Here is a 26,421-nt window from a genome sequence, read left to right as displayed (position 1 = left end):
GCTCTCACGCGTCGTACGCGTCCGCCTTCCGCGGCGAGGCGTCCTGCACCGCGCCGCTGAGGACCAGGGAGCGGTTGTCGAAGCGGGTGATGTCCACGCCGTTCTCCTTCAGGACGCTCATCGCGGCGGAGTGCACCACGCGCAGTACGGGCGTGGCGGCGCGCAGCGCGTCGTCGGCCATGAAGCGGTGCCGCCAGGGCTTGTCGGCCCAGACGTGGCGCAGGCCGAAGGGCTCGGGGAGGACGAGCTTGCCGCCGAGGAAGTCCAGGACCGGCGGGAACCAGGTCAGCGGGGCGCGGGCGGCGAGGCGGACCACCTCGCCCGTGTCGATGAGCGGCAGGGTGGAGGTCTTGGTCTCCCAGAACTTCACCGTCTTGTTGACCGTGACGGTCTTGGGGCTGGGCTTGCCGAGGAAGAGGCCGTTGACGGGGCCGAGGGCGTGGCCGGTGACCTCGATGCGCAGCGTCTCGTGCAGCACGGTGACGGTGATGAGCAGGGTCAGGACGAGCTGGCCGTCCCAGAGGACGAACTGCACGCCCAGGTAGTGGCGGTTGCCGGCGCCGAACTGCTGCTCGTTGCAGATCCGCTCTATCTCGTGCGGGCGGATCTGGAAGGCGTCGGTGTCGGTGCCTTCGGGGCGGGCGACCGCGTCGGCGCCCTCGGCGACGGGGACGACGATCCAGTGGCGTACGGAGGGGGCCTGGCCGAAGCCGCCGGTGTGCAGCGGGCTGCGCTCCAGGAGGCGGAGCCGGTCGTGGATGACGCGGATGACGTCCCAGCTGCGGAAGGGGTGGATCTCGGATCCTTCTTCGGCGGGGCGCAGCTCCTCGGCGAGCTGCCAGCTGCCCCAGCGGGTGCCCATGCCGAGTATGCCCTTGGGGCCGGCGTAGAAGACGACGTTGCTGTTCTGTTCGGCGCTGAGCTTGGCGAGGTTCTGGCGGAGCTGTTCGGCGGCGGTCTGGGTGGGGTCCTGGGGCACCGCCTCGGGGATCTTGGCTCCGATGCCGCCGCCCTCCAGGAGGCCCTTCCACGCCTCGCGCAGGTCGACGGCGGTGCGCTCGCAGATCCGCTTGGCCCACCACCAGCCTATGACGGGGGCGATGAGCATCAGCCGGACGTAGATCATCCAGAAGCTGTTCAGGGGCAGCTTGACCAGGAAGATCAGGATGACGCCGCCGAGCGCCACGAGCAGCACCGTGCCCAGTGCGCTCTTCCCCTTGGTGGTGGCCTTGTCCAGGAGCCGCTTGAGCTGGAAGCCGCCGAGCCAGAGGAGGACGCCGGGCAGGAAGAGCAGCCCGAAGACGACCATGAGGATCGTCAGCTTGGTGTCCCGTTCCTTGCGGATGCGGCTGGCGGCGAGGCAGTGCTCGACGACGGTCTGCGGCTCGATGCCGAAGGACTGGATCAGCGCCTTGCGGCCGCCGCCGAGCATGCGGACCTGGACGGCGCGCGAGAAGGCCTCGCCGAGGTTCGGTTCGAAGAGGGAGAGCTTGGGCTTCTTGATGTCCGACTTGGCGGTGTCGGAGTCGGCGTTGGATATGTCGGAGAGCGGGCTGTCCCGGTACGCGGCCGAGGCCAGCGCCTGGGTCGCCGCGGTCTGGCCCGCGCCGCCGGCGATCGGGACTTGTGCCCCCGGGCTGAAGTCGAAGCCGTCCATCGTCGTCACCAAGGCCCCCTCGCCGCCGTCTGCCCCTGCCGTCGGGCGTGCTCCCGGAGGACGCCCCTAGGCGCCCTTCCCACCGTCCGCCTCCGGCACACCTGCTGAGCTGGACCTCAGCGTACAGCCGGCGTGCTGCCCAAGGGAGTTGAGCGTGCGTCCCTGGGCGGTACGCCGGCTGTTCCGCGGGCCGTCGGGGGTGGACTATCCGCCGTTCTCCGGCTTTTCCCGCTCCTCCCGGATCCGGGCGGCGAGCTGCGGCGGCATGGGTTCGTGCCGGGCGTAGCGGCGCTGGAAGCGGCCGGTGCCGTGCGAGAGTGACCGGAGATCGACGGCGTAGCGGCCGATTTCGATCTCCGGGACCTCCGCGCGCACCAGGGTCCGGCCGGCGCCGGACTGCTCGGTGCCCACGACGCGGCCGCGCCGTCCGGAGAGGTCGCTCATCACGGGGCCCACGTAGTCGTCGGCGACCAGGACGGAGATCTCGGCGACCGGTTCCAGGAGGTGGATGCGGGCTTCGGCGGCGGCCTCCCGCAGCGCGAGGGCGCCCGCGGTCTGGAACGCGGCGTCGGAGGAGTCGACGGAGTGCGCCTTGCCGTCCAGCAGGGTCACCCGGACGTCGACGAGCGGGTACCCGGCCGCGACCCCGCGCGCCGCCTGGGCCCGTACCCCCTTCTCCACGGAGGGGATGAACTGGCGGGGCACCGCGCCGCCCACGACCTTGTCGACGAACTCGATGCCGCTGCCGCCGGGCAGCGGCTCCACCTCGATCTCGCAGATGGCGTACTGCCCGTGGCCGCCCGACTGCTTGACGTGCCGGCCGCGTCCGGCGGCCTTGGCGCCGAACGTCTCCCGCAGCGAGACCTTGTGCGGTACGGCGTCGACCTGCACCCCGTACCGGGAGCGCAGCCGCTCCAGCGCGACGTCCACATGGGCCTCGCCCAGGCACCACAGGACGACCTGGTGGGTGTCCTGGTTCTGCTCCAGGCGCATGGTGGGGTCCTCGGCGACGAGCCGCGCGAGGCCCTGGGAGAGCTTGTCCTCGTCCGCCTTGCTGTGGGCCTGGATGGCGACCGGCAGCAGCGGGTCGGGCATGTCCCAGGGCGCCATCAGCAGCGGCGCCTCCTTGGCGGAGAGGGTGTCGCCGGTCTCGGCGCGGGAGAGCTTGGCGACGCAGGCCAGGTCGCCGGCGACGGCCTTGGTGGCGGTGCGCTGCTGTTTGCCGAAGGGTACGGACAGGGCGCCGATGCGCTCGTCGACGTCGTGGTCCTCGTGGCCGCGGTCGGCCAGCCCGTGTCCGGAGACGTGCACGGTCCGGTCGGGGTAGAGGGTGCCGGAGAAGACCCGGACGAGGGACAGCCGGCCGACGTACGGGTCGGACGAGGTCTTGACGACCTCCGCGACCAGCGGGCCTTCGGGGTCGCAGGTCAGGGCGGGCCGGGGCTTGCCCTCGGGGGTGGTGACGGCGGGGGCCTCCCGCTCGGCGGGGGTGGGGAACCCCCTGGTGATCAGGTCCAGCAGTTCGATGGTGCCCAGCCCCTCCTTGCTGCCCTCGGCGGCGGGCGCGGCGGCGAGCACGGGATGGAAGCTGCCACGGGCCACGGCGGTCTCCAGGTCGCCGATGAGGGTCTTGATGTCGATGTCCTCGCCGCCGAGGTAGCGGTCCATCAGGGACTCGTCCTCGCTCTCGGCGATGATCCCCTCGATGAGGCGGTTCCTGGCCTCCTGGATGAGGGGCAGCTCGCCGGGCTCGGGGTCGCGCTCCTTGCGGCTGCCGGTGGAGTAGTCGTACACCCGCTGGGTGAGCAGGCCGATCAGGCCGTGCACCGGAGCGTGGCCGTCGGCCCCGGCCGCGCCGTACAGCGGGAGGTACAGCGGCAGCACGGCGTCGGGGTCGTCGCCGCCGAAGGCCGTGCCGCAGGTCCCGGTCATGGTGTCGAAGTCGGCGCGGGCCGCTTCGAGGTGGGTGATCACTATGGCGCGGGGCATCCCTACGGCCGCGCATTCGTCCCAGACCATGCGGGTGGCGCCGTCCACGCCGTCCGCGGCCGAGACGACGAAGAGGGCCGCGTCCGCTGCCCGCAGACCGGCCCTCAGCTCCCCGACGAAGTCGGCGTATCCCGGTGTGTCCAGGAGATTGATCTTCACTCCTTCCCATTCGACGGGGACCAGGGACAGCTGTACGGAGCGTTGCTGGCGGTGCTCGATCTCGTCGTAGTCGGAGAGGCAGCCGCCGTCCTCCACCCGGCCCGCCCTGTTGACCGCGCCCGATGCCAGCGCGAGGGCTTCGACCAGGGTCGTCTTCCCCGATCCGCTGTGGCCGACCAGCACCACATTCCGTACGGAGGAGGGGGTGGTCGACCGCCGCTGCCCTGCCGGCGGCTCCTGGATGTGTGCTCGTCTTGTCGCCCATGTGTCTCGCCTCCAGGTCGACACTCTGCGGTGCTCCGAGCTTTCCACCGAGGTCATGGTGCGTCCATACATCGCACAAGGGACGATAGGGGATCTTGAGGGTGTCCGGGGAGCATGCAGGACAAGCCCGAACGGGTGGACCGGCCACGTGTGTACGGCTGCCAACTGCCGTCCTTCGCCGAGCTCATGGCCCCGGGGGCGGCCGCGGCCCGCTGCGCCGGGCGGGTGGCGGGGGAGGCGCCGGCGGTTCCGCGGGGTGTCCGCGAGCCGTGGTGCGTTCGCAAAGCGCCGAGGACGCCTGGCTACGATGGGCCAGCCGGTGGCCGTATTGACCGCGCGGCCCGCACACAACCTCCGGGAAGGCCATGCTGAACAAGTACGCGCGTGCGTTCTTCACGCGTGTTCTCACGCCGTTCGCCGCCCTGCTCATCCGCCTCGGCGTCAGCCCCGACGTGGTCACCGTCCTCGGCACCGCCGGCGTGGTCGCCGGGGCGCTGGTCTTCTACCCGCTGGGCGAGTTCTTCTGGGGCACCGTCGTCATCACCCTGTTCGTCTTCTCGGACCTGGTCGACGGCAACATGGCGCGGCAGCTGGGCCGGTCCAGCCGCTGGGGCGCGTTCCTGGACTCCACCCTGGACCGGGTCGCCGACGCCGCGATCTTCGGCGGCCTCGCCCTCTGGTACGCGGGCCGCGGTGACGACCTCCTCCTGTGTGCCGTGACGATCTTCTGCCTCGCCTCGGGGCAGGTCGTCTCGTACACCAAGGCGCGGGGTGAGAGCATCGGCCTGCCGGTGAACGTGAACGGCCTCATCGAGCGCGCCGAGCGGCTGGTCATCTCGCTGGTCGCGTGCGGCTTCGCCGGGCTGCACAAGTTCGGCGTGCCGTGGATCCAGAACCTGCTGCCGATCGCCCTGTGGATCGTGGCCGTCGGCAGCGCGGTCACCCTCGGCCAGCGGGTGGTCACCGTACGCCGGGAGTCCGCCGAGGCGGACGCCGTGGGGGGAGAGGGCGCGTGAAGCTCGACATCGGCAGGCTGACGGGCCCCGACGGGCCGCTGGACACGGGGAAACTGACCGACGCGCTGTACGGACTGGGCTGGGCCACGGTCAAGAAGCTCCCCGAACCGGTCGCCGTACGGCTCGGCGAGCGCATCGCCGACACCGTCTGGAAGCGGCGCGGCAAGGGCGTGCAGCGCCTGGAGGCCAACCTCGCGCGGGTCGTCCCCGACGCCTCCCCGCAGGCCCTGTCCCGGCTCTCCCGGGCCGGGATGCGCTCGTACATGCGGTACTGGATGGAGTCCTTCCGCCTGCCGGCCTGGAGCCGGGACCGGGTGAAGCAGGGGGTCGACGTCACCGACGTGCACCACCTGACCGAGGCCCTGGACAGCGGCCGGGGCGTGATCCTGGCCCTGCCCCACATGGGCAACTACGACCTCGCGGGCGTCTGGGTCACCCGGGCCCTCGGCGTGCCCTTCACCACCGTCGCCGAGCGCCTGAAGCCCGAATCGCTCTACGACCGCTTCGTCGCCTACCGCGAGAGCCTGGGCATGGAGGTGCTGCCGCACACCGGCGGCGCGGCCTTCGGCATACTCGCCCGGCGGCTGCGTGCCGGGGGCCTGATCTGCCTGGTCGCCGACCGCGACCTGTCCGCCTCCGGCATCGAGGTGAAGTTCTTCGGCGAGGCCGCCAAGATGCCCGCGGGACCGGCCATGCTCGCGCTCCAGACAGGCGCGGTACTGCTGCCGGTCACCCTGTGGTACGACGGTACGCCCGTCATGCGGGGCCGTGTGCACCCCGGGATCGAGGTACCCGAGACCGGTACGCGCACCGAAAAGGCCGCCGCGATGACCCAGGCCCTGGCCGACGCCTTCGCCTCGGGCATCGCCGAGCACCCGGAGGACTGGCACATGCTGCAGCGCCTGTGGCTCGCCGACCTGGAGCCGAACGGTGCCGGCGCCCGAGGGACGGAGACCCCGTGAGGATCGGCATCGTCTGCCCCTATTCGTGGGACGTCCCTGGCGGCGTCCAGTTCCACATCCGCGACCTCGCCGAGCACCTGATCCGGCTCGGCCACGAGGTCTCGGTACTCGCTCCGGCGGACGACGAGACCCCCCTCCCGCCGTACGTCGTCTCCGCCGGACGTGCCGTCCCCGTCCCGTACAACGGTTCGGTCGCGCGGCTCAACTTCGGCTTCCTCTCCGCCGCGCGGGTGCGGCGCTGGCTGCACGACGGCGCGTTCGAGGTCATCCACATCCACGAACCGGCGTCGCCCTCGCTCGGCCTGCTGGCCTGCTGGGCGGCCCAGGGGCCCATCGTGGCCACCTTCCACACCTCCAACCCGCGCTCCCGCGCCATGATCGCCGCGTACCCGATCCTCCAGCCCGCCCTGGAGAAGATCAGCGCCCGGATCGCGGTGAGCGAGTACGCCCGGCGGACGCTGGTGGAGCACCTCGGCGGCGACGCGGTCGTCATCCCCAACGGTGTCGACGTCGGCTTCTTCGCCCGCGCCGAGCCGAAGAAGGAGTGGCAGGGCCGGACCATCGGCTTCATAGGCCGCATCGACGAGCCCCGTAAGGGCCTCCCCGTCCTCATGAAGGCGCTGCCCGAGATCCTCGCCGAGGTACCCGACGCGCGCCTCCTCGTCGCCGGCCGCGGCGACGAGAAGGAAGCGGTCGCGGACCTTCCTGCGGAGTTCCGTGATCGCGTCGAGTTCCTCGGCATGGTGAGCGACGAGGACAAGGCCCGCCTGCTGCGGAGCGTCGACCTGTACGTCGCGCCCAACACCGGCGGCGAGTCCTTCGGCATCATCCTCGTCGAGGCGATGTCGGCGGCGGCGCCCGTCCTCGCCAGCGACCTCGACGCGTTCGCGCAGGTGCTGGACCAGGGGGAGGCGGGGGAGCTGTTCGCCAACGAGGATGCGTCCGCGCTCGCCGCGGCTGCCATCCGGCTTCTCCGCGACCCCTCCCGCCTCGCCGAACTGCGCGAGCGCGGCAGCCGCCACGTACGGCGGTTCGACTGGTCGACGGTGGGGGCTGACATCCTCGCCGTGTACGAGACCGTGACGGACGGGGCAGCGTCCGTGGACACGGACGAGCGGGTGGGGCTCCGGGCCCGGTGGGGGCTGGCGCGGGACTAGCGCCGCTGGGGCTGCGCGGGACTAGCGCCGCTGGAGGCCGTGCGTTGCCGGGTGCGGCGCCGTTGCGCCTGCGGCGGGCGGGTCCGCTGCGCGGGGCATGATGCTACGGTGCCGGGCCTCCGCGGGTGGGGTACCGGACTGCTTCGCTCTACGTCCGGTACCCCACCCGCCCCGGCCCGTCCCCTCCCGTCGTGGGTGGGGAGAAAGACAGGTGCGTGGGGGTGGCGGCCGTGCCGATAGCCTGGGCCGTCGTGAGTACTCTCATCTGGGTCGTCGTGGCCCTCGTTGTCGTCGGCGTGTACCTGAGCTGGACAGCCGGCAGGCTGGACCGGCTGCACGCGCGTATCGACGCCGCCCGCGCCGCGCTGGACGCGCAGTTGCTGCGGCGCGCGTCCGTCGCGCAGGAGCTCGGGACGTCCGGCATCCTCGACCCCGCCGCCTCGATCGTGCTGTACCAGGCGGCACACGAGGCTCGGCAGGCGGAGGAGGACCAGCGGGAGGTCGCGGAGAGCGCGCTCACCCAGGCGCTGCGCGCGGTCTTCGACGAGGCCGAGCAGGTCGACGCCGTACGCGAGGCGCCCGGCGGTGAGCAGACGCTCGCGGAGCTGAACGCGGCCGTGCGGCGGGTTCCGATGGCCCGGCGCTTCCACAACGACGCCGTACGCGCGGCCCGGGCCGTGCGCCGGCACCGGGTCGTACGGTGGTTCCGCCTCGCGGGCCACGCCCCGTTCCCGATGGCCTTCGAGATGGACGACGAGGCCCCGGCGGGCCTGGCGGAGCGCACGGCGGCCTGAGTCCGCCACGGCACGGGCAAGAGCCACCGCCGTGCAATTGGCCCTTTTCACCTGCCGTACACAAACGGTTCTCTAGGTGCTGCAGCACAACCACCCGCACTTAGTGAGGTCAATCGTGTCCACCACGCCCACCACGCCCCAGTCCCCGGAGACCGGAACCGCCCGCGTCAAGCGCGGCATGGCCGAGCAGCTCAAGGGCGGCGTGATCATGGACGTCGTCACGCCGGAAGAGGCGAAGATCGCCGAGGACGCCGGCGCCGTGGCGGTCATGGCCCTCGAGCGCGTCCCCGCGGACATCCGCAAGGACGGCGGCGTGGCACGGATGTCCGACCCGGACATGATCGACGGCATCATCAACGCCGTCTCCATCCCCGTCATGGCCAAGTCCCGCATCGGCCACTTCGTCGAGGCCCAGGTCCTGCAGTCGCTCGGCGTGGACTACATCGACGAGTCCGAGGTCCTCACCCCCGCCGACGAGGTCAACCACTCCGACAAGTGGGCCTTCACCACCCCCTTCGTGTGCGGTGCCACCAACCTCGGTGAGGCCCTGCGCCGTATCGCCGAGGGTGCGGCGATGATCCGCTCCAAGGGCGAGGCCGGCACCGGCAACGTCGTCGAGGCCGTCCGCCACCTCCGCCAGATCAAGGGCGAGATCGCCAAGCTGCGCGGCTGCGACAACAACGAGCTGTACGCCGCCGCCAAGGAGCTGCGCGCCCCGTACGAGCTGGTCAAGGAGGTCGCGGAGCTGGGCAAGCTGCCGGTCGTCCTGTTCTCCGCCGGTGGTGTGGCCACCCCGGCCGACGCCGCGCTGATGCGTCAGCTCGGCGCCGAGGGCGTCTTCGTCGGCTCCGGCATCTTCAAGTCCGGCGACCCGGCCAAGCGCGCCGCCGCGATCGTGAAGGCCACCACCTTCTACGACGACCCGAAGGTCATCGCCGACGCCTCCCGCGACCTGGGCGAGGCCATGGTCGGCATCAACTGCGACACCCTCCCCGAGGCGGAGCGGTACGCGAACCGCGGCTGGTAAGGCAAAGGCACCTACATGAGCAACAGCACCCCCACCATCGGCGTGCTGGCGCTGCAGGGCGACGTACGCGAGCACCTCACGGCGCTCGCGTCCGCCGATGCCCTGGCGCGCCCGGTGCGCCGCCCCGAGGAACTGGACGAACTCGACGGCCTGGTCATCCCGGGTGGCGAGTCCACGACCATGTCCAAGCTGGCGGGCGTCTTCGGCATGCTGGAGCCGCTGCGCGCGTTCATCCGGGCGGGCAAGCCGGTGTACGGCACCTGCGCGGGCATGATCATGGTCGCGGAGAAGATCCTGGACGGCCGGGAGGACCAGGAGACGTTCGGCGGCGTCGACATGATCGTGCGCCGTAACGCCTTCGGGCGACAGAACGAGTCCTTCGAGGCGGCGGTCGACGTCGCCGGGATCGACGGCGGACCGGTCGAGGGCGTCTTCATCCGCGCGCCCTGGGTCGAGTCGGTCGGCGCCGAGGTCGAGGTACTGGCCGAGCACGGCGGGCACACGGTGGCCGTCCGGCAGGGTAACGTCCTCGCCACGTCCTTCCATCCGGAGCTCACCGGTGACCACCGGGTCCACGCGTTCTTCGTGGACATGGTGCGTCACGCGGTGTGAGCGATGGCCGGTAGGATCTAGGGCGTTCGTTTTCGGAAATGGTTACGCGAAGGAGACAGGCGGATGTCCGGCCACTCTAAATGGGCTACGACGAAGCACAAGAAGGCCGTGATCGATGCCAAGCGCGGCAAGCTCTTCGCGAAGCTGATCAAGAACATCGAGGTCGCGGCGCGCATGGGCGGCGTCGACCTGGACGGTAACCCGACGCTGTACGACGCCGTGCAGAAGGCGAAGAAGCAGTCGGTCCCGAACAAGAACATCGACTCCGCGATCAAGCGTGGCGGCGGTCTCGAAGCCGGTGGTGCCGACTACGAGACGATCATGTACGAGGGTTACGGTCCGAACGGTGTCGCGGTGCTCATCGAGTGCCTCACCGACAACCGCAACCGTGCCGCCTCGGACGTGCGCGTCGCCATGACCCGCAACGGCGGCTCCATGGCCGACCCGGGTTCGGTGTCGTACCTGTTCAACCGCAAGGGCGTCGTCATCGTCCCCAAGGGCGAGCTCTCCGAGGACGACGTGCTCGGCGCGGTGCTGGACGCGGGTGCCGAAGAGGTCAACGACCTCGGCGAGACCTTCGAGGTGCTGAGCGAGGCGACCGACCTGGTCGCGGTCCGTACCGCGCTCCAGGAGGCCGGTATCGACTACGACTCGGCCGACACCAACTTCGTCCCGACCATGCAGGTCGAGCTGGACGAGGAAGGCGCGAAGAAGATCTTCAAGCTCATCGACGCGCTGGAGGACAGCGACGACGTCCAGAACGTCTTCGCCAACTTCGACGTCTCGGACGAGGTCATGGCGAAGGTGGACGCGTAAGCGCCCACGGCTGACACGGCTGACACGGCTGACACGGCTGACACGGCGGGCCGGCAGGGAGCACCCTTGCCGGCCCGCCGTCGTCGCGGGGTGGGCGAGAACGCCGGCCCGTGCCGTCCTCGCGGGCGGGCGAACACGCCATGCCCCGTGCCGTTCTCGTGGGCGGGTGAACACGCCATGCCCCGTGCCGTTCTCGTGGGTGGGCGAACACGCCATGCCCCGTGCCGTCTCGCGTTGTCAGTGGCACCCGATACTGTGCTGAGCAGGGGATCTCCGCTCCCCCGTGGTGGGGGTGGAGGGCCGAAACGGTACGGCGGCGGTGGGCACAGCGCGCCATGAGGGGAGGGGAGCACCCGTGAAGGTGCTGGGTGTGGACCCGGGGTTGACGCGCTGCGGTGTCGGTGTGGTCGAGGGCGTGGCCGGACGGCCGCTGACGATGGCCGGCGTGGGGGTCGTCCGTACCCCCGCCGACGCCGACATCGCGCACCGCCTCGTCCTCATCGAGCAGGGCATCGACGCCTGGCTCGACGAGCACCGCCCCGAGTACGTCGCCGTCGAGCGCGTCTTCAGCCAGCACAACGTCCGTACGGTCATGGGCACGGCCCAGGCCAGCGCGGTCGCCATGCTGTGCGCGGCCCGGCGCGGCCTGCCCGTCGCGCTGCACACCCCCAGCGAGGTCAAGGCCGCCGTCACCGGCTCGGGCCGCGCCGACAAGGCGCAGGTCGGCGCCATGGTGACCCGGCTGCTGCGGCTGTCGGCGCCCCCGAAGCCCGCCGACGCGGCGGACGCCCTGGCGCTGGCCATCTGCCACATCTGGCGCGCCCCCGCCGTCAACCGGCTCCAGCAGGCCCAGGCGCAGGCCCGGACCGCGGCCCGGCGCACCCCGCCCGCCGCGCGTCCGGCCGGCACGGGCCGCGCCGCCGCCCCGGAGCGCTCCGCCGGGACGCCCCGGACCGTCGCTCCCGAGCGCTCCAGCGGCGCGTCCCGCACGCCCGCTCCCGAGCGCTCCGCCGGCCCGTCCCGCGCCTCCGCCGCAGAGCGTCCCGCCGCGGCGCCCCGCACCCCCGCCCCCGTACGCACCACCACCCGCATCCCGAAGGGCACGTCATGATCGCCTTCGTCTCCGGCCCGGTCGCGGCCCTCGCCCCCGACGCCGCCGTCGTCGAGGTCGGCGGCATCGGCATGGCCGTCCAGTGCACGCCCGGCACCCTGTCGGGGCTGCGCATAGGGGAGCAGACCCGGCTCGCCACCTCCCTCGTCGTACGGGAGGACAGCCTCACGCTGTACGGCTTCGCGGACGACGACGAGCGGCAGACGTTCGAGCTGCTGCAGACGGCGAGCGGCGTCGGCCCGCGGCTGGCGCAGGCGATGCTCGCGGTGCACAGTCCGGATGCGCTGCGGCGCGCGGTCGCGTCCGGCGATGAGAAGGCGCTGACCGCCGTGCCCGGTATCGGCAAGAAGGGCGCGCAGAAGCTGCTGCTGGAGCTGAAGGACCGCCTCGGCGAGCCGGTCGGCAGCGCCGGGCCCGCGATCGGCAGCCCGGTCACGGCCGGCTGGCGCGACCAGCTGCACGCCGCGCTCATCGGCCTCGGGTACGCCACCCGGGAGGCCGACGAGGCGGTGGGCGCGGTCGCCCCGCAGGCCGAGGCGGCCGTGGCGGACGGCGGGACGCCGCAGGTCTCGCAGCTTCTGAAGGCGGCGCTGCAGTCGCTGAACCGGGCCCGCTGACCGGGCGCCCGACCGGGTACCCCTACGATCCGGCACTCCATCCACCGACGACGCGAGGCAGTACGCAGTGAACTGGGACGACAGCACCGACACCGCGGACGGACAGGACCCCGGCCTGCCGCCGGGCGGCGCCGACCGGCTGGTCGGCGCGGACGCCGACGGTGAGGACACGGCTGTCGAGGCCGCGCTGCGCCCGAAGGACCTGGAGGAGTTCGTCGGCCAGGAGCGGGTGCGCGAGCAGCTGGATCTCGTGCTGCGGGCCGCGCGGGCGCGCGGCGCCACCGCCGACCACGTGCTGCTCTCCGGTGCCCCGGGTCTCGGCAAGACCACCCTCTCGATGATCATCGCGGCGGAGATGGGCGCCCCGATCCGTATCACCTCCGGACCGGCGATCCAGCACGCCGGCGATCTCGCCGCGATCCTCTCCTCGCTCCAGGAGGGCGAGGTGCTTTTCCTGGACGAGATCCACCGGATGTCGCGGCCCGCTGAGGAAATGCTCTACATGGCGATGGAGGACTTCCGGGTCGACGTCATCGTGGGCAAGGGGCCGGGCGCCACCGCCATTCCGCTGGAGCTGCCGCCGTTCACGCTGGTCGGGGCCACGACGCGGGCCGGGCTGCTGCCCCCGCCGCTGCGCGACCGCTTCGGCTTCACCGGGCACATGGAGTTCTACGCGCCGCAGGAGCTGGAGCGGGTCATCCACCGCTCGGCGGGCCTGCTGGATGTCGACATAGAGACCGAGGGTGCCGCGGAGATCGCCGGCCGGTCGCGCGGTACGCCCCGTATCGCCAACCGTCTGCTGCGCCGCGTACGGGACTACGCCCAGGTCAAGGCGGACGGCCTGATCACCCGCGAGGTCGCGGCGCAGGCCCTGGACGTGTACGAGGTCGACGGGCGGGGCCTGGACCGGCTGGACCGCGCGGTGCTCACGGCGCTGCTCAAGCTGTTCAGCGGCGGGCCCGTGGGTCTGTCGACCCTGGCGGTGGCCGTGGGGGAGGAGCGTGAGACGGTCGAGGAGGTCGCCGAGCCGTTCCTCGTCCGTGAGGGACTGCTCGCGCGCACCCCCCGTGGCCGCATCGCCACGCCTGCCGCATGGACGCACATGGGGCTGGTGCCGCCGCAGCAGAAGACGGGCGGAAACGGACAGCAGGGGCTGTTCGGGGCGTGACGGCGCGGGGACTCGCCGGGTCAGGAACTGCGGTGCGATGCTGGGCGTTGTTCCACTGGTGCGGACTCGCTTAGACTCCGCCGATGCCGTCCGTACGGTCCGGCATCCAACCCCCGTATACCAGGCCGCGCCTCCGCGGTCGTGCGAAGGAATGTCCGTCCCGTGAATATCATGACCCTCCTCCCGTTCATCGTGCTCATCGGGGCCATGTTCCTGATGACCCGCTCCGCCAAGAAGAAGCAGCAGGCGGCAGTGCAGATGCGGAACGAAATGCAGCCCGGCACCGGCATCCGCACGATCGGGGGCATGTACGCCACCGTCAAGGAGATCCACGACGACACGGTCCTCCTCGAGGTGGCCCCGGGTGTGCACGCGCTGTACGCGAAGAACGCCGTCGGCGCCGTGCTGCCCGACGACGAGTACAACCGCATCATCGACGGCGCCGAGAAGGGCACCGTCGTCCCGGACGACCTGTCCTCCCTGACCGGCGCCTCGGCCGTCAACGACGCCGACGACGACACCACCGGCAAGGGTGACGCCGCCGAGAAGATCGACCTGGGCAAGGAAGCTCCCGCGGAGAAGGCCGACGCCGACGAGCCGAAGGCCGACGCGGCCCCGGCCGAGGACGCCGACGCCAAGGCCGCCGAGGCCAAGGACGCCAAGAAGGACGGCGGCGCCGACGCGAAGTAGGCCCGCCTCTCAGGGAACCGCGGTGCGCCCCGTGTGCGGTGCACCGCGGTTCCTGGACCGTCTAGGCTCCGGCGGGGGCACGTCCCCACAAGACTTCGTGGCCGTCCGGCACTGACCTGACTCGGGCGGTTGGACAGGGAGATACGAGAAGGTGGCAGCACCGAACAAGGGCCGAAGGTCGCCTGCGGCCCAGGGCAGGCCGGGGCGCGCCCTGGTCCTGATCCTGGTGGTCATCGCGGCGCTGGTCGGGGGGATGTTCTACTCCGGCACGATGACGCCGCGACTGGGCATCGACCTCGCGGGTGGTACGAGCTTCACGCTGGAAGCCCAGAACATGCCGGGCAAGCCCAACGCGATCAACGAGACCAACATGAAGACCGCGGCTGACATCATGAATCAGCGGGTCAACGGTCTCGGCGTCTCCGAGGCCGAGGTGCAGACGCAGGGCACCAACCACATCATCGTGAACATCCCCAAGGGGACGGACGCGAAGCAGGCCCGGGAGCAGATCGGCACCACTGCCCAGCTCGGCTTCCGTACGGTGCTCACCGCCGCGGCCGCGACGAAGACGCCCACGCCGGGCACCTCCGAGAGCCCCAAGGCCGGCAGCGGCGAGAAGGAGAAGGGCGACGGCGGCAGCTCCGCCTCGGCCACCCCCTCCGGCAAGCCCACCACCCAGGGCCGCGCCGTCAGTGACGCGCTGAAGAAGGACGACGCCCCTTCGGGCACCGCCACGCCGTCCGCCTCCAAGACGCCCAGCGTCCCCCCGGCCCAGCAGCAGCCCCAGGGTGCCGACATCCCCGCGGCGCTGCAGAAGAAGCTCGCGGCGCTGGACTGCTCCACCAAGAAGGGCCGCGCGGACGCCGCGGCGCAGGCCGCCCGTGCCAAGCCCAGCGAGCAGATCGTCGCCTGTGAGAAGGACGGCTCGCGGAAGTATGCCCTCGGCCCGGTCAAGGTCCAGGGCACCGAGGTGGACGACGCGAAGGCCATCTTCGACCAGCAGAACGGCCAGGGCTGGATCGTCCAGATGAACTTCAACTCCAAGGGGGGCAAGGCGTTCCTGGACCAGACCACGCAGCTGGCGTCCCAGGCCCCTCCGCAGAACCAGTTCGGCATCGTCCTGGACGGCAGCGTCGTCTCCAGCCCCCAGGTGACCAAGCCGATCCCGGGCGGTAACGCCCAGATCAGCGGCGGCTTCACCCAGCAGTCCGCCGAGGACCTCGGCAACATGCTGTCCTACGGTGCCCTGCCGCTCTCCTTCAAGATCGCGGACGAGACCACCGTCACCGCGGCCCTCGGCGGCGAGCAGCTGAACGCCGGTCTGATCGCGGGCGCCATCGGCCTCGCCCTGGTCGTGATCTACCTCGTCGCCTACTACCGCGGTCTGTCGCTGGTCGCGCTGGCCAGCCTCGTGGTGTCGGCGGTCCTGACGTACACGATCATGACGCTGCTCGGCCCGGCCATCGGGTTCGCGCTGAACCTCCCGGCCGTGTGCGGTGCGATCGTGGCGATCGGTATCACCGCCGACTCCTTCATCGTGTACTTCGAACGCATCCGGGACGAGATCCGGGAGGGCCGTACGCTGCGGCCGTCCGTCGAGCGGGCCTGGCCGCGCGCCCGGCGCACGATCCTGGTCTCGGACTTCGTGTCGTTCCTGGCCGCCGCCGTGCTCTTCATCGTCACGGTCGGCAAGGTGCAGGGCTTCGCGTTCACGCTCGGCCTGACGACCCTGCTGGACGTCGTGGTGGTCTTCTTCTTCACCAAGCCGCTGATGACGCTGCTGGCCCGGCGGAAGTTCTTCTACTCCGGGCACCCCTGGTCGGGTCTGGATCCCACGCGCCTCGGCGCGAAGCCGCCGCTGCGCCGCGGCCGGCGCACCTCCGCCCCCATCGAGACGAAGGAGGCGTGAGATGTCCAAGCTCGGAAATCTCGGCGCCCGGCTGTACCGAGGCGAGGTCGGCTACGACTTCATCGGTAAGCGCAAGATCTGGTACGGCATCTCGATCCTGATCACCATCACGGCGATCGTGGGCCTCGCGGTGCGCGGCCTCAACATGGGCATCGAGTTCTCCGGCGGCGCGGTCTTCACCACCCCGAAGACCTCCGTCTCGGCGAGCCAGGCCCAGCACCACGCCGAGTCCGCGTCCGGGGGCCACCAGGCTGTGGTCCAGCAGCTCGGCAACGGCGGCCTGCGCATCCAGATCAGCGAGCTGGACACCAAGGAGGCCGTGCCGGTCCAGGAGGAGCTGGCCAAGGACCTGAATGTCCCGGTCAAGGACATCAACACCCAACTGGTCGGTCCCAGCTGGGGCGAGGAGATCGCGAACAAGGCCTGGCTGGGCCTGGGGATCTTCATGATCCTCGTGGTGCTCTACCTCGCCATCGCCTTCGAGTGGCGGATGGCGCTGGCGGCCCTGATCGCGCTGATCCACGACCTCACGATCACGGTCGGTGTGTACGCACTGGTCGGCTTCGAGGTCACGCCCGGTACGGTCATCGGTCTGCTGACCATCCTCGGTTACTCGCTGTACGACACGGTGGTGGTCTTCGACAGCCTCAAGGAGGCGTCGCGGGGCATCACGAAGCAGTCCCGGTACACCTACGGGGAGATCGCCAACCGCTCGATCAACTCCACGCTGGTTCGGTCGATCAACACCACGGTCGTGGCGCTGCTCCCGGTGGCCGGTCTGCTCTTCGTGGGTGGCGGCTTCCTGGGTGCGGGCATGCTGAACGACATCTCGCTGGCCCTGTTCGTGGGTCTCGCGGCCGGTGCCTACAGCTCGATCTTCATCGCCACCCCGCTGGTCGCCGACTTCAAGGAGCGCGAGCCGCAGATGAAGTCCCTGGCCAGGCGGGTGCGTGCAAAGCGTGCCGCGGCGGCCAAGGGCGAGTCCCAGCAGGGGGCGGCCGAGGGCGCGGCGGAGGCCGGCGAGGAGCCGCAGGACGGCGCCCCGGCGGCGGCCGGCAGCTCGGCGGCCGGTCCGCGCAGCAGGCCCGCTGACCGCAGCCGCGGCCGCGGCCGTCCGTCGGGGAAGCGCCGATGAGCGCCCCCGCGGAGCTGCGCGAGCTCCTGCTGAGCAGAATCGCCGATGTGCCGGACTATCCGCAGGCGGGGGTGGTCTTCAAGGACATCACCCCGCTGCTGGCCGATCCGGACGCCTTCGGCAGGCTGACGGACGCGCTGGCCGGGGTCTGCGGTGAGTTCGGCGCGACGAAGATCGTGGCGCTGGAGGCCCGCGGGTTCATCCTGGCGGCCCCGGTCGCGGTGAAGGCGGGCGTCGGCTTCGTGCCCGTACGCAAGGCCGGCAAGCTCCCCGGGGCGACCCTGGGCCAGAGCTACGCGCTGGAGTACGGCCACGCCACGATCGAGATCCAGGCCGACGCGCTGGCTCCGGGGGACCGGGTGCTGGTGATCGACGACGTGCTGGCCACCGGCGGTACGGCCGAGGCCTCGCTGACCCTGATCCGCCGCTCCGGCGCCGAGGTCGCGGGCGTCGCGGTCCTGCTGGAGCTGGGCTTCCTGGACGGCCGCGAGCGGCTTGCAGCGGGCCTGGACGGGGCTCCGCTGGAGGCGCTGATCACGGTCTGAAGGCCGATGCAGCAGATGAGGCCGGTGCCCCGGGTGTTCACGGGGCACCGGCCTCTGCGCACCAGGCCGGCTGGAAAGGTCGTTGGCTGAAGATCAAAAACCCCTCAAATGAATGGCGGCCGTCCGCTCGCGTCTGATTGGATCATGGAGGTGCTCCTGACCAGAGCACCTCAATTTTGGAGGATCCATGAAGTTCTCGCGCAAGACGGCCACGGGGGCAGTCGCGCTCGCCTCTGCCGCGACGGTGGCACTCGCCGCCGCTCCGGCGAATGCATTCACGTCGGGTGCTGCTGGGCCCGCTGCTGACAAGATCGCCGTCAAGAGCTGCGGTGGCGGCTGGAACAAGGCGGGCGGTGTCCCGCTGAAGTGGAGCAAGTCGACCACGGACGGCTGCGGCATCTTCGGGCGCCCCGGGCACAAGGTCGTCTACAAGTGGGCGGCGTTCAAGGGCAGCGCCTGCGTCAAGGCCAAGGGGTTCACCAAGGCCGGCAAGAAGAAGTGGTACAACGCGGGCTGCGGCAAGAGCGGCTCGGTCAAGGTCTACTGGGGCAACGTCCTTGCCGAGAAGCAGATCATGATCAAGGGTGCTTCCCTGATCAGCTGGCGTTGAGGCGGTCGCGAGCGGCTCACCCGCCAGGCGCTGACGGTTGACCGAACCGGGCGGCGCAGCGCGCGGATTCCGCCCGCGAAGTAGGCAAAGTGCAGGTAAAAGGGCATCCGGCATAAATGCGGATGCCCTTTTGCTGTGACCACAGGAGCATCGGCCCGCGGAGGAGCCGGGGCCGCCGGCATGGATACCATGGCAGCCCGGCCACTCCGTGGACCGGTGGCCCGGCACCGCTCTTTTCCGCCCGTTCGCCGGTGGGAAAGGTCCCAGCGAGGAGTTGCTCTTGCCAGACGAGGCCCAGCCGCTCTCCCCCCGCACGCCGGGGGGTGGCCCCGCCGCGCACCCGGATGCCCGGCCCGCGCCCGCGGGCGGTTCCGCGGACGCGCCGAAGAACGGCGGGAAGGGAGCACCGGCAGGGCCCGGCCCGGCGGCTGCCCGGCCTGCCGCCCCGGCGTCCAAGCCCACCCCGCCGCCCTCGGCCCCCAAGCCGCTGCCGCCCGGTCACACCGGCCAGCCCGGCGGCCGCTCCGGCTCCTCCAACCGGGTCAGGGCCCGCCTGGCCCGGCTCGGCGTGCAGCGCCAGAGCCCGTACAACCCGGTCCTGGAGCCGCTGCTGCGGATCGTGCGCAGCAACGACCCCAAGATCGAGACGGCCACGCTGCGCCAGGTCGAGCGGGCCTACCAGGTGGCCGAGCGATGGCACCGCGGCCAGAAGCGCAAGAGCGGCGACCCGTACATCACGCACCCGCTCGCGGTCACGACCATCCTCGCCGAGCTGGGCATGGACCCGGCGACGCTGATGGCCGGGCTGCTGCACGACACCGTCGAGGACACCGAGTACGGGCTCGACACCCTCCGCCGGGACTTCGGCGACCAGGTCGCGCTGCTGGTGGACGGCGTCACCAAGCTGGACAAGGTCAAGTTCGGCGAGGCCGCGCAGGCCGAGACCGTGCGCAAGATGGTCGTGGCGATGGCCAAGGACCCGCGCGTCCTGGTGATCAAGCTCGCCGACCGGCTGCACAACATGCGCACGATGCGCTACCTCAAGCGGGAGAAGCAGGAGAAGAAGGCCCGCGAGACGCTGGAGATCTACGCCCCGCTGGCGCACCGGCTGGGCATGAACACCATCAAGTGGGAGCTGGAGGACCTCGCCTTCGCGATCCTCTACCCCAAGATGTACGACGAGATCGTCCGGCTGGTCGCCGAGCGGGCGCCCAAGCGCGACGAGTACCTCGCGATAGTCACCGACGAGGTCCAGGCCGACCTGCGCTCGGCGCGCATCAAGGCCACCGTCACCGGACGGCCCAAGCACTACTACAGCGTCTACCAGAAGATGATCGTCCGCGGACGCGACTTCGCGGAGATCTACGACCTGGTGGGTATCCGCGTTCTCGTCGACACGGTGCGTGACTGTTACGCGGCGCTGGGCACGGTGCACGCGCGATGGAATCCGGTCCCGGGCCGGTTCAAGGACTACATCGCGATGCCCAAGTTCAACATGTACCAGTCGCTGCACACGACGGTCATCGGGCCCAACGGCAAGCCGGTCGAGCTGCAGATCCGCACGTTCGACATGCACCGCCGCGCCGAGTACGGCATCGCCGCGCACTGGAAGTACAAGCAGGAGGCCGTCGCCGGCGCCTCCAAGGTCCGTACCGACGTGCCCAAGGGCAAGGCCGGCAAGGACGACGCGGTCAACGACATGGCGTGGCTGCGGCAGCTCCTGGACTGGCAGAAGGAGACCGAGGACCCGGGCGAGTTCCTGGAGTCGCTGCGCTTCGACCTCTCCCGCAACGAGGTCTTCGTCTTCACGCCCAAGGGCGACGTCATAGCGCTGCCGGCCGGCGCCACCCCGGTGGACTTCGCGTACGCGGTGCACACCGAGGTCGGCCACCGCACGATAGGCGCGCGCGTCAACGGCCGCCTCGTACCGCTGGAATCGACCCTGGACAACGGTGATCTCGTGGAGGTCTTCACCTCCAAGGCGCCGGGGGCCGGGCCGTCCCGCGACTGGCTGGGCTTCGTCAAGTCGCCCCGGGCCCGCAACAAGATCCGCGCCTGGTTCTCCAAGGAGCGCCGCGACGAGGCGATCGAGCAGGGCAAGGACGCCATCGCGCGGGCCATGCGCAAGCAGAACCTGCCCATCCAGCGCATCCTGACCGGCGACTCGCTGGTCACCCTCGCGCACGAGATGCGGTATCCGGACATCTCGTCGCTGTACGCCGCGATCGGCGAGGGGCACGTCACCGCGCAGTCCGTCGTGCAGAAGCTGGTGCAGGCGCTCGGCGGCCAGGACGAGGCCACCGAGGACATCGCCGAGTCCACGCCGATCCGCCGCTCCAAGCGGCGCTCCAGCGCGGACCCGGGCGTGGTCGTCAAGGGCGTCGAGGACGTCTGGGTCAAGCTGGCCCGCTGCTGTACGCCGGTGCCGGGTGACCCGATCATCGGCTTCGTCACCCGCGGCTCCGGCGTCTCGGTGCACCGCGCCGACTGCGTCAACGTCGACTCGCTGTCCAAACAGCCGGAGCGGATTCTCGAAGTCGAGTGGGCGCCCACCCAGTCCTCGGTCTTCCTGGTCGCCATCCAGGTCGAGGCGCTGGACCGTTCCCGCCTGCTCTCGGACGTCACCCGCGTGCTGTCCGACCAGCACGTCAACATCCTGTCGGCGGCCGTCCAGACCTCCCGGGACCGGGTGGCCACCTCCCGCTTCACCTTCGAGATGGGCGACCCCAAGCACCTCGGGCACGTCCTGAAGGCGGTACGGGGCGTGGAAGGCGTGTACGACGTGTACCGCGTGACCTCGGCCCGTAGGCCCAACTAGCCGCCGTACGCGACGAGGAGGGCCCCGGTACGCGGTACCGGGGCCCTCCTCGTGCGCTGTGCTCGTCGCAATCAGCCGCCGAACTCCTGGAGACCCTTCTGGGCCTGGTCCAGCAGCGCCTGGCGGCCCTCCAGCTCACGGGCGAGCTTGTCGGCCTTGGCGTCGTTGCCCGCGGCGCGGGCCGTGTCGATCTGCTTCTGGAGCTTGTCGACGGCGTCCTGGAGCTGACCGGTCAGCCCCGCGGCACGCGCCCGCGCCTCGGGGTTGGTCCGCCGCCACTCGGCCTCCTCGGCCTCCTGGATGGCGCGCTCGACGGCGTGCATCCGGCCCTCGATCTTCGGGCGGGCGTCCCGCGGCACATGGCCGATGGCCTCCCACCGCTCGTTGATCGAACGGAACGCGGCCCGCGCGGCCTTCAGGTCCGAGACCGGGAGCAGCTTCTCGGCCTCGACGGCCAGCTCCTCCTTGCGGGTGAGGTTCTCCCGCTGCTCGGCGTCCCGCTCCGCGAAGACCTCGCTGCGGGCCTGGAAGAAGATGTCCTGGGCGCCGCGGAAGCGGTTCCACAGATCGTCCTCGTGCTCGCGCTGGGCGCGGCCCGCGGCCTTCCACTCCTGCATCAGCTCGCGGTACCGGGCGGCGGTCGGGCCCCAGTCCGTGGAGTTCGACAGTGCCTCGGCGTCCGCGACCAGCTTCTCCTTGGTCTGCCTGGCCTGCTCGCGCTGCGCGTCCAGCGACGCGAAGTGCGCCTTGCGCCGCTTGGAGAACGCCGACCGGGCGTGCGAGAAGCGGTGCCACAGCTCGTCGTCGGACTTGCGGTCCAGGCGCGGCAGCCCCTTCCAGGTGTCGACCAGGGCCCGCAGCCGCTCGCCGGCCGCCCGCCACTGCTCGCTCGCGGCCAGCTCCTCGGCCTCGGCGACCAGCTTCTCCTTCGCCTCCCTGGCCTCGTCCGCCTGCCGGGCCTTGGCCGCCTTGCGCTCCTCGCGGCGGGCCTCGACCGTCTGAACGAGCGCGTCCAGGCGCTTGCGCAGGGCGTCCAGGTCGCCGACCGCGTGGTGCTCGTCCACCTGCTGGCGCAGGTGGTCGATCGCGGTCATGGCGTCCTTGGCCGACAGATCGGTGGTCTTGACCCGCCGCTCGAGGAGGCCGATCTCGACGACCAGGCCCTCATACTTGCGCTCGAAGTAGGCGAGGGCCTCCTCGGGAGATCCCGCCTGCCACGATCCGACGACCTGCTCGCCGTCGGCGGTACGCACGTACACGGTCCCCGTCTCATCGACGCGGCCCCATGGGTCGCTGCTCACAGCGCCTCCTCCACATGATGCCGGCGGGACACGGCGGCCCCGGGCATCGTCCACAGTTTCTGTCCGGCGGGACTGCGCCCCGGCCGGTCCGACGGACTGTTCTTGCGGGTGAGGGTGGCAGCCGTCGGAGCAGGCACCCTACCCAACGCCAATCTAGGCGACCGGCGGCCCGGCTGTCCGCATCCCGCACGACCGAAATTCCGTGGTCCAGGCAAGGATGGCCGGAGTACGTTCAGGACTTCGTGACGCGGGCACGGTCGATGACGACGGTGGCGTTCGGCGCGGTGTTCTGCGTCTGCGGGTCCACCGTGGAGCCGGCCTTGGCGATCTTCTTCAGCACGTCCATGCCCTCGGTGATCGTCCCGAACGGCGTGTAGTTCGCCGGCAGCTTGCTGTCCTGGAAGACCAGGAAGAACTGGCTGCCGCCGGTGTCCCGGGTCTTCTCGCTCCGCCCGTCGTAGCGGTTGGCCATCGCGACCGTGCCGGCCGGGTAGACACCGCCCTTGAGCCGCGGGTCCTTGAGGTTCTCGTCCGGGATGGTGTAGCCGGGGGTGCCCTGGCCGGTGCCCGTGGGGTCACCGCACTGCAGGACGTGCAGGCCGTCGTCGACCAGGCGGTGGCACTTGCTGTGGTCGAAGTAGTGCTTTCCGGCCAGGAAGTTGAACGAGTTGACCGTGTGCGGCGCCTTCTTCGCGTCCAGCTTCATGGTGATGTCGCCACAGGTGGTCGAGAGCTCGGCGGTGTACGAAGCGGACGTGTCCACCGTCAGCTTCGGCTCCTTCTTCCACTGCTCCTTCGACGGCTCGCCCTCGGCGGGCGTGGCGCACGGGTCCTTCGGCTGCTCGGCCGCCGCCGCGTCCACGTCGTTGCCGTTGTCCGAGCCGACCAGGCCCGCCGTCGCGTACACCGTCGCGCCCGCGGCGAGGACCACCGCGAGCGCCGACGCGATGATCACGTTGCGGCGCTTGGCCTTGCGCCGGGCCTCGGCCCGCCGCTGGAGCTGACGCTCGTACTTCTGGCGCGCGAGCTGCTTGCGCCGCTGATCCCCCTTGACCACCAGGCCGTCTCCTTGGTCTGTGTGCTCTGCCGTGGCCCGTACCGTATACGGGTTCGCCCCCGTGGGAGTCCCGCCGGTAGGCTCTGAACAGCAGAGATCTTGCAGCATGTTTCTGTGAGATCCGCCAGGGCCGCCTGCCGGGGCCCGCCAGGATCTGTCCGCCGGACGATAGAAGGACGAACGTGCTGATTGCCGGGTTCCCCGCCGGGGCCTGGGGCACCAATTGCTACTTGGTCGCCCCCGCCGCGGGTGAGGAGTGCGTGATCATCGACCCGGGCCACCAGGCCACCCAGGGCGTCGAGGAAGCGGTCAGGAAGCATCGCCTCAAGCCCGTCGCCGTCGTCCTCACCCACGGCCACATCGACCACGTCGCCTCGGTGGTGCCGGTCTGCGGCGCGCACGACGTCCCCGCCTGGATCCACCCCGAGGACCGCTACATGATGAGCGACCCGGAGAAGGCGCTGGGCCGCTCCATCGGGCAGCAGCTCATGGGCGAGCTGACCGTGGGCGAGCCCGACGACGTCAAGGAGCTGGCGGACGGCGGCACGCTCTCGCTCGCCGGGCTGGAGTTCTCCGTCGCGCACGCGCCGGGCCATACCAAGGGGTCGGTGACCTTCAGGATGCCCGAGCAGGCCGACATCCCGCCGGTCTTCTTCTCGGGCGACCTGCTCTTCGCCGGCTCCATCGGACGCACCGACCTGCCCGGCGGCGACCACGCCGAGATCCTCCGGTCGCTGGAGCGCGTATGCCTCCCGCTGGACGACTCGACCGTGGTGCTGTCCGGCCACGGCCCCCAGACCACCATCGGCCAGGAGCGCGCCACCAACCCCTTCCTGCGGGAGGTGGCCGCCGGCCTCGGAACGGGCCCCCAGAGCCCGGCTCCGCGACGAGGAATGTGACGAAAGCTTCCGTGAGCACCTTCAAGGCCCCCAAGGGCACCTACGACCTGATCCCGCCGCAGTCCGCGACCTACCTGGCGGTCCGCGACGCGATCTCCGGACCCCTCAAGCGCTCCGGTTACGGCTACATCGAGACGCCCGGCTTCGAGAACGTCGAGCTGTTCGCGCGCGGCGTCGGCGAGTCCACCGACATCGTCACCAAGGAGATGTACGCCTTCGAGACCAAGGGCGGCGACCAGCTCGCGCTGCGCCCGGAGGGCACCGCCTCCGTGCTGCGCGCCGCGCTGGAGGCCAACCTCCACAAGGCCGGCAACCTCCCGGTCAAGCTCTGGTACTCCGGCTCGTACTACCGCTACGAGCGCCCGCAGAAGGGCCGCTACCGGCACTTCTCGCAGGTCGGCGCGGAGGCCATCGGTGCCGAGGACCCGGCGCTGGACGCCGAGCTGATCATCCTGGCGAACGACGCGTACCGCTCGCTGGGCCTCAAGAACTTCCGCATCCTGCTGAACTCGCTCGGCGACAAGGAGTGCCGCCCCGCCTACCGGGCCGCGCTGCAGGACTTCCTGCGCGCCCTGGACCTGGACGAGGACACCCGCCGCCGCATCGAGATCAACCCGCTGCGGGTCCTGGACGACAAGCGCCCGGACGTGCAGAAGCAGCTGGTCGGCGCGCCGCTGCTGCGTGACCACCTCTGCGAGAACTGCAAGGCGTACCACGAGCAGGTGCGCGAGCTGCTGACCGCGGCGGGCGTGGCCTACGAGGACGACCCCAAGCTGGTCCGCGGCCTGGACTACTACACCCGCACCACCTTCGAGTTCGTCCACGACGGGCTGGGCTCGCAGTCCGCGGTGGGCGGCGGCGGGCGGTACGACGGCCTGTCCGAGATGATCGGCGGTCCCGCGCTGCCGTCCGTCGGCTGGGCGCTGGGCGTGGACCGCACGGTGCTGGCGCTGGAGGCCGAGGGCGTCGAGCTGGAGATCCCCGCGAGCACCGCCGTCTTCGCGGTGCCGCTGGGCGAGGAGGCCCGCCGGGTGCTCTTCGGCACGGTCACCGAGCTGCGCCGGGCCGGTCTCGCGACCGACTTCGCGTACGGCGGCAAGGGCCTGAAGAACGCCATGAAGTCCGCGAACCGCTCCGGCGCGCGTCTCGCGATCGTCGCCGGTGAGCGCGACCTCGCCGAGGGCGTGGTCCAGCTCAAGGACCTGGAGAGCGGCGAGCAGGCGCCGGTCGCGCTCGACGCCGTGGTCGAGGAGGTCCGGCGCAAGCTGGGCTGAGCACCCGTTTCTCTGTGCGAAGGGTCCGGGGCCGAGTGGCCGCCGGGCCCTTCGTCATGGGTGGGAGCACGTGCGTGGGCGCTCGATTTTATGTGCAGCGAACGGTGAGCGGTGGGCCGGTTGCGGCACAATGTGAGGTTCCACGGGCCTACCGACCACCGGATCGACGGAACGGCGATATGACGACGACTACGCTTGATGACGTGTCCACCGACCACGCTTCCGAGGGCGTCGACGACCGCACCATCGGCGCAGGCCGTCCTTTCGCCTGGCTTCTGGTGATCACTGGCGCGCTGGGCATCCTCGCGGCCTGGGTCATCACCCTGGACAAGTTCGCGCTGCTGGAGGACCCGAACTTCAAGCCGGCGTGCAGCATCAACCCGATCATCTCCTGCGGCAGCGTCATGAAGAGCGCGCAGGCCTCCGTCTTCGGCTTCCCGAACCCGATGGCCGGCCTGGTCGGCTTCGCCGTCGTGGTCGCGATCGGCATGGCGGTGCTCGGCGGGGCCCGCTTCCGCGCCTGGTACTGGATCGGGCTGAACATCGGCACGCTGCTCGCCTCGGTGTTCTGCATGTGGCTGATGTCCCAGTCGCTGTACGTCATCAACGCGCTGTGCCTGTGGTGCACGCTGACCTGGTGCGTCACGATCCTGATGTTCTGGTACACCACCGTGCACAACATCAAGCACCGCATCATCAAGGTGCCGGAGGGCGTGCGCGGCCCCGTCCTGGAGTTCCACTGGGTCGTCCCGGTGCTCTGGTACGGCGTGATCGCGGTGCTCATCCTGACCAAGTGGTGGACGCAGTACTGGAGCACGCTGCTCTAGGCGGCAG

General features: G+C 70.8%; 21 protein-coding genes and 2 pseudogenes. 19 read left to right on the top strand and 4 right to left on the bottom strand.

All coding sequences use genetic code 11. The features are described 5' to 3' along the window. Window positions 1-4: 4 nt before the first annotated feature. Together AAC944_RS07915 and AAC944_RS07910 are read right to left on the bottom strand one after the other, a co-directional pair. Complete coding sequence (locus AAC944_RS07915) at window positions 5-1,657, bottom strand: AbeC-like domain-containing protein (protein ID WP_030616113.1); 1,653 nt, start codon at window positions 1,655-1,657, stop codon at window positions 5-7. Window positions 1,658-1,861: 204 nt separating this feature from the next. Continuing rightward, window positions 1,862-4,070: pseudogene (locus AAC944_RS07910) on the bottom strand (elongation factor G-like protein EF-G2). A 364-nt stretch (window positions 4,071-4,434) separates the two neighbouring features. On the opposite strand from AAC944_RS07910, the gene pgsA reads away from it, so the two are divergent. The 16 genes and pseudogenes from pgsA (at window position 4,435) to AAC944_RS07830 (ending at window position 21,056) form a co-directional block, all read left to right on the top strand. After that, complete coding sequence (pgsA, locus tag AAC944_RS07905) at window positions 4,435-5,085, top strand: phosphatidylinositol phosphate synthase (RefSeq protein WP_030616107.1); 651 nt, start codon at window positions 4,435-4,437, stop codon at window positions 5,083-5,085. Next, on the top strand, window positions 5,082-6,047 hold the full coding sequence (locus tag AAC944_RS07900) for a phosphatidylinositol mannoside acyltransferase (protein ID WP_368397002.1): 966 nt from the start codon (window positions 5,082-5,084) through the stop codon (window positions 6,045-6,047). Before pgsA ends, AAC944_RS07900 begins: the two co-directional genes overlap by 4 nt. Then, entirely contained in the window at window positions 6,044-7,204 is a 1,161-nt protein-coding gene (locus AAC944_RS07895) for a glycosyltransferase family 4 protein (protein ID WP_030616100.1), read from the top strand. Before AAC944_RS07900 ends, AAC944_RS07895 begins: the two co-directional genes overlap by 4 nt. Window positions 7,205-7,455: 251 nt before the next feature. Beyond that, entirely contained in the window at window positions 7,456-7,998 is a 543-nt protein-coding gene (locus AAC944_RS07890; RefSeq protein ID WP_030616097.1) for a membrane protein, read from the top strand. Between the two features lie 115 nt (window positions 7,999-8,113). Further along, entirely contained in the window at window positions 8,114-9,025 is a 912-nt protein-coding gene (gene pdxS, locus AAC944_RS07885; RefSeq protein ID WP_030616094.1) for a pyridoxal 5'-phosphate synthase lyase subunit PdxS, read from the top strand. 15 nt (window positions 9,026-9,040) lie between these two features. Beyond that, entirely contained in the window at window positions 9,041-9,637 is a 597-nt protein-coding gene (gene pdxT, locus AAC944_RS07880; RefSeq protein ID WP_030616092.1) for a pyridoxal 5'-phosphate synthase glutaminase subunit PdxT, read from the top strand. Between the two features lie 63 nt (window positions 9,638-9,700). Further along, complete coding sequence (locus tag AAC944_RS07875) at window positions 9,701-10,453, top strand: YebC/PmpR family DNA-binding transcriptional regulator (protein WP_030616089.1); 753 nt, start codon at window positions 9,701-9,703, stop codon at window positions 10,451-10,453. 355 nt (window positions 10,454-10,808) lie between these two features. Further along, window positions 10,809-11,357, top strand: a pseudogene (ruvC, locus tag AAC944_RS07870) (crossover junction endodeoxyribonuclease RuvC); the annotation flags it as partial. Between the two features lie 203 nt (window positions 11,358-11,560). Next, window positions 11,561-12,181 carry a Holliday junction branch migration protein RuvA gene (ruvA, locus tag AAC944_RS07865; protein WP_030616082.1) on the top strand — a complete coding sequence of 207 codons (621 nt, stop codon included), beginning with the start codon at window positions 11,561-11,563 and terminating at the stop codon, window positions 12,179-12,181. Between the two features lie 67 nt (window positions 12,182-12,248). Further along, window positions 12,249-13,349: a Holliday junction branch migration DNA helicase RuvB gene (ruvB, locus tag AAC944_RS07860; protein ID WP_030616080.1), complete on the top strand. Its 1,101-nt coding sequence runs from the start codon at window positions 12,249-12,251 to the stop codon at window positions 13,347-13,349. 162 nt (window positions 13,350-13,511) lie between these two features. After that, window positions 13,512-14,039, top strand: coding sequence for a preprotein translocase subunit YajC (yajC, locus tag AAC944_RS07855; protein WP_030616078.1), 528 nt, complete (start codon window positions 13,512-13,514; stop codon window positions 14,037-14,039). Between the two features lie 151 nt (window positions 14,040-14,190). Continuing rightward, window positions 14,191-15,948, top strand: coding sequence for a protein translocase subunit SecD (gene secD, locus AAC944_RS07850; protein ID WP_030616076.1), 1,758 nt, complete (start codon window positions 14,191-14,193; stop codon window positions 15,946-15,948). A 1-nt stretch (window position 15,949) separates the two neighbouring features. Continuing rightward, a complete protein-coding gene (secF, locus tag AAC944_RS07845) occupies window positions 15,950-17,083 on the top strand; it encodes a protein translocase subunit SecF (protein WP_030616074.1) in 1,134 nt (377 codons plus the stop codon). After that, complete coding sequence (locus AAC944_RS07840) at window positions 17,080-17,628, top strand: adenine phosphoribosyltransferase (protein ID WP_030616071.1); 549 nt, start codon at window positions 17,080-17,082, stop codon at window positions 17,626-17,628. Before secF ends, AAC944_RS07840 begins: the two co-directional genes overlap by 4 nt. Window positions 17,629-17,815: 187 nt before the next feature. After that, the gene (locus tag AAC944_RS07835) at window positions 17,816-18,238 is read left to right on the top strand and encodes a hypothetical protein (RefSeq protein WP_030616068.1); all 423 of its coding nucleotides are present in this window, start codon (window positions 17,816-17,818) and stop codon (window positions 18,236-18,238) included. A 280-nt stretch (window positions 18,239-18,518) separates the two neighbouring features. Then, window positions 18,519-21,056, top strand: a complete 2,538-nt coding sequence (locus AAC944_RS07830; protein ID WP_030616065.1) for a RelA/SpoT family protein — start codon at window positions 18,519-18,521, stop codon at window positions 21,054-21,056. 71 nt (window positions 21,057-21,127) lie between these two features. Here AAC944_RS07830 and AAC944_RS07825 read toward each other — a convergent pair whose 3' ends face one another. After that, window positions 21,128-22,357 (bottom strand): DUF349 domain-containing protein, encoded by a 1,230-nt coding sequence (locus AAC944_RS07825; protein ID WP_030616062.1) that lies wholly within the window; start codon window positions 22,355-22,357, stop codon window positions 21,128-21,130. A 232-nt stretch (window positions 22,358-22,589) separates the two neighbouring features. Then, entirely contained in the window at window positions 22,590-23,414 is an 825-nt protein-coding gene (locus AAC944_RS07820) for a peptidylprolyl isomerase (protein ID WP_030616059.1), read from the bottom strand. Between the two features lie 182 nt (window positions 23,415-23,596). Between AAC944_RS07820 and AAC944_RS07815 the strand changes: the two genes are divergently transcribed. From AAC944_RS07815 to AAC944_RS07805, 3 genes are all read left to right on the top strand, one after another. Further along, window positions 23,597-24,313 (top strand): MBL fold metallo-hydrolase, encoded by a 717-nt coding sequence (locus AAC944_RS07815; RefSeq protein WP_030616056.1) that lies wholly within the window; start codon window positions 23,597-23,599, stop codon window positions 24,311-24,313. Window positions 24,314-24,324: 11 nt separating this feature from the next. After that, on the top strand, window positions 24,325-25,587 hold the full coding sequence (gene hisS, locus AAC944_RS07810; protein ID WP_030616053.1) for a histidine--tRNA ligase: 1,263 nt from the start codon (window positions 24,325-24,327) through the stop codon (window positions 25,585-25,587). A 179-nt stretch (window positions 25,588-25,766) separates the two neighbouring features. Further along, on the top strand, window positions 25,767-26,414 hold the full coding sequence (locus AAC944_RS07805) for a vitamin K epoxide reductase family protein (RefSeq protein ID WP_030616050.1): 648 nt from the start codon (window positions 25,767-25,769) through the stop codon (window positions 26,412-26,414). Window positions 26,415-26,421 lie beyond the last annotated feature (7 nt).

This window comes from Streptomyces sclerotialus (assembly GCF_040907265.1).
Lineage (GTDB): Bacteria > Actinomycetota > Actinomycetes > Streptomycetales > Streptomycetaceae > Streptomyces > Streptomyces sclerotialus.
The sequence above is the reverse complement of the archived record's forward strand: the minus strand, read 5'-3'. Positions and strand labels throughout refer to the sequence as shown.

What these genes read in the sequence shown, in the direction of transcription:
- ruvA (WP_030616082.1), top strand. Translation starts at nt 11,561, where the DNA reads ATGATCGCCTTCGTCTCCGGCCCGGTCGCGGCCCTCGCCCCCGACGCC.
- AAC944_RS07915 (WP_030616113.1), bottom strand. Translation starts at nt 1,657, where the DNA reads ATGGACGGCTTCGACTTCAGCCCGGGGGCACAAGTCCCGATCGCCGGC.
- pdxT (WP_030616092.1), top strand. Translation starts at nt 9,041, where the DNA reads ATGAGCAACAGCACCCCCACCATCGGCGTGCTGGCGCTGCAGGGCGAC.
- pgsA (WP_030616107.1), top strand. Translation starts at nt 4,435, where the DNA reads ATGCTGAACAAGTACGCGCGTGCGTTCTTCACGCGTGTTCTCACGCCG.
- AAC944_RS07835 (WP_030616068.1), top strand. Translation starts at nt 17,816, where the DNA reads ATGAAGTTCTCGCGCAAGACGGCCACGGGGGCAGTCGCGCTCGCCTCT.
- AAC944_RS07840 (WP_030616071.1), top strand. Translation starts at nt 17,080, where the DNA reads ATGAGCGCCCCCGCGGAGCTGCGCGAGCTCCTGCTGAGCAGAATCGCC.
- AAC944_RS07875 (WP_030616089.1), top strand. Translation starts at nt 9,701, where the DNA reads ATGTCCGGCCACTCTAAATGGGCTACGACGAAGCACAAGAAGGCCGTG.
- secF (WP_030616074.1), top strand. Translation starts at nt 15,950, where the DNA reads ATGTCCAAGCTCGGAAATCTCGGCGCCCGGCTGTACCGAGGCGAGGTC.
- AAC944_RS07805 (WP_030616050.1), top strand. Translation starts at nt 25,767, where the DNA reads ATGACGACGACTACGCTTGATGACGTGTCCACCGACCACGCTTCCGAG.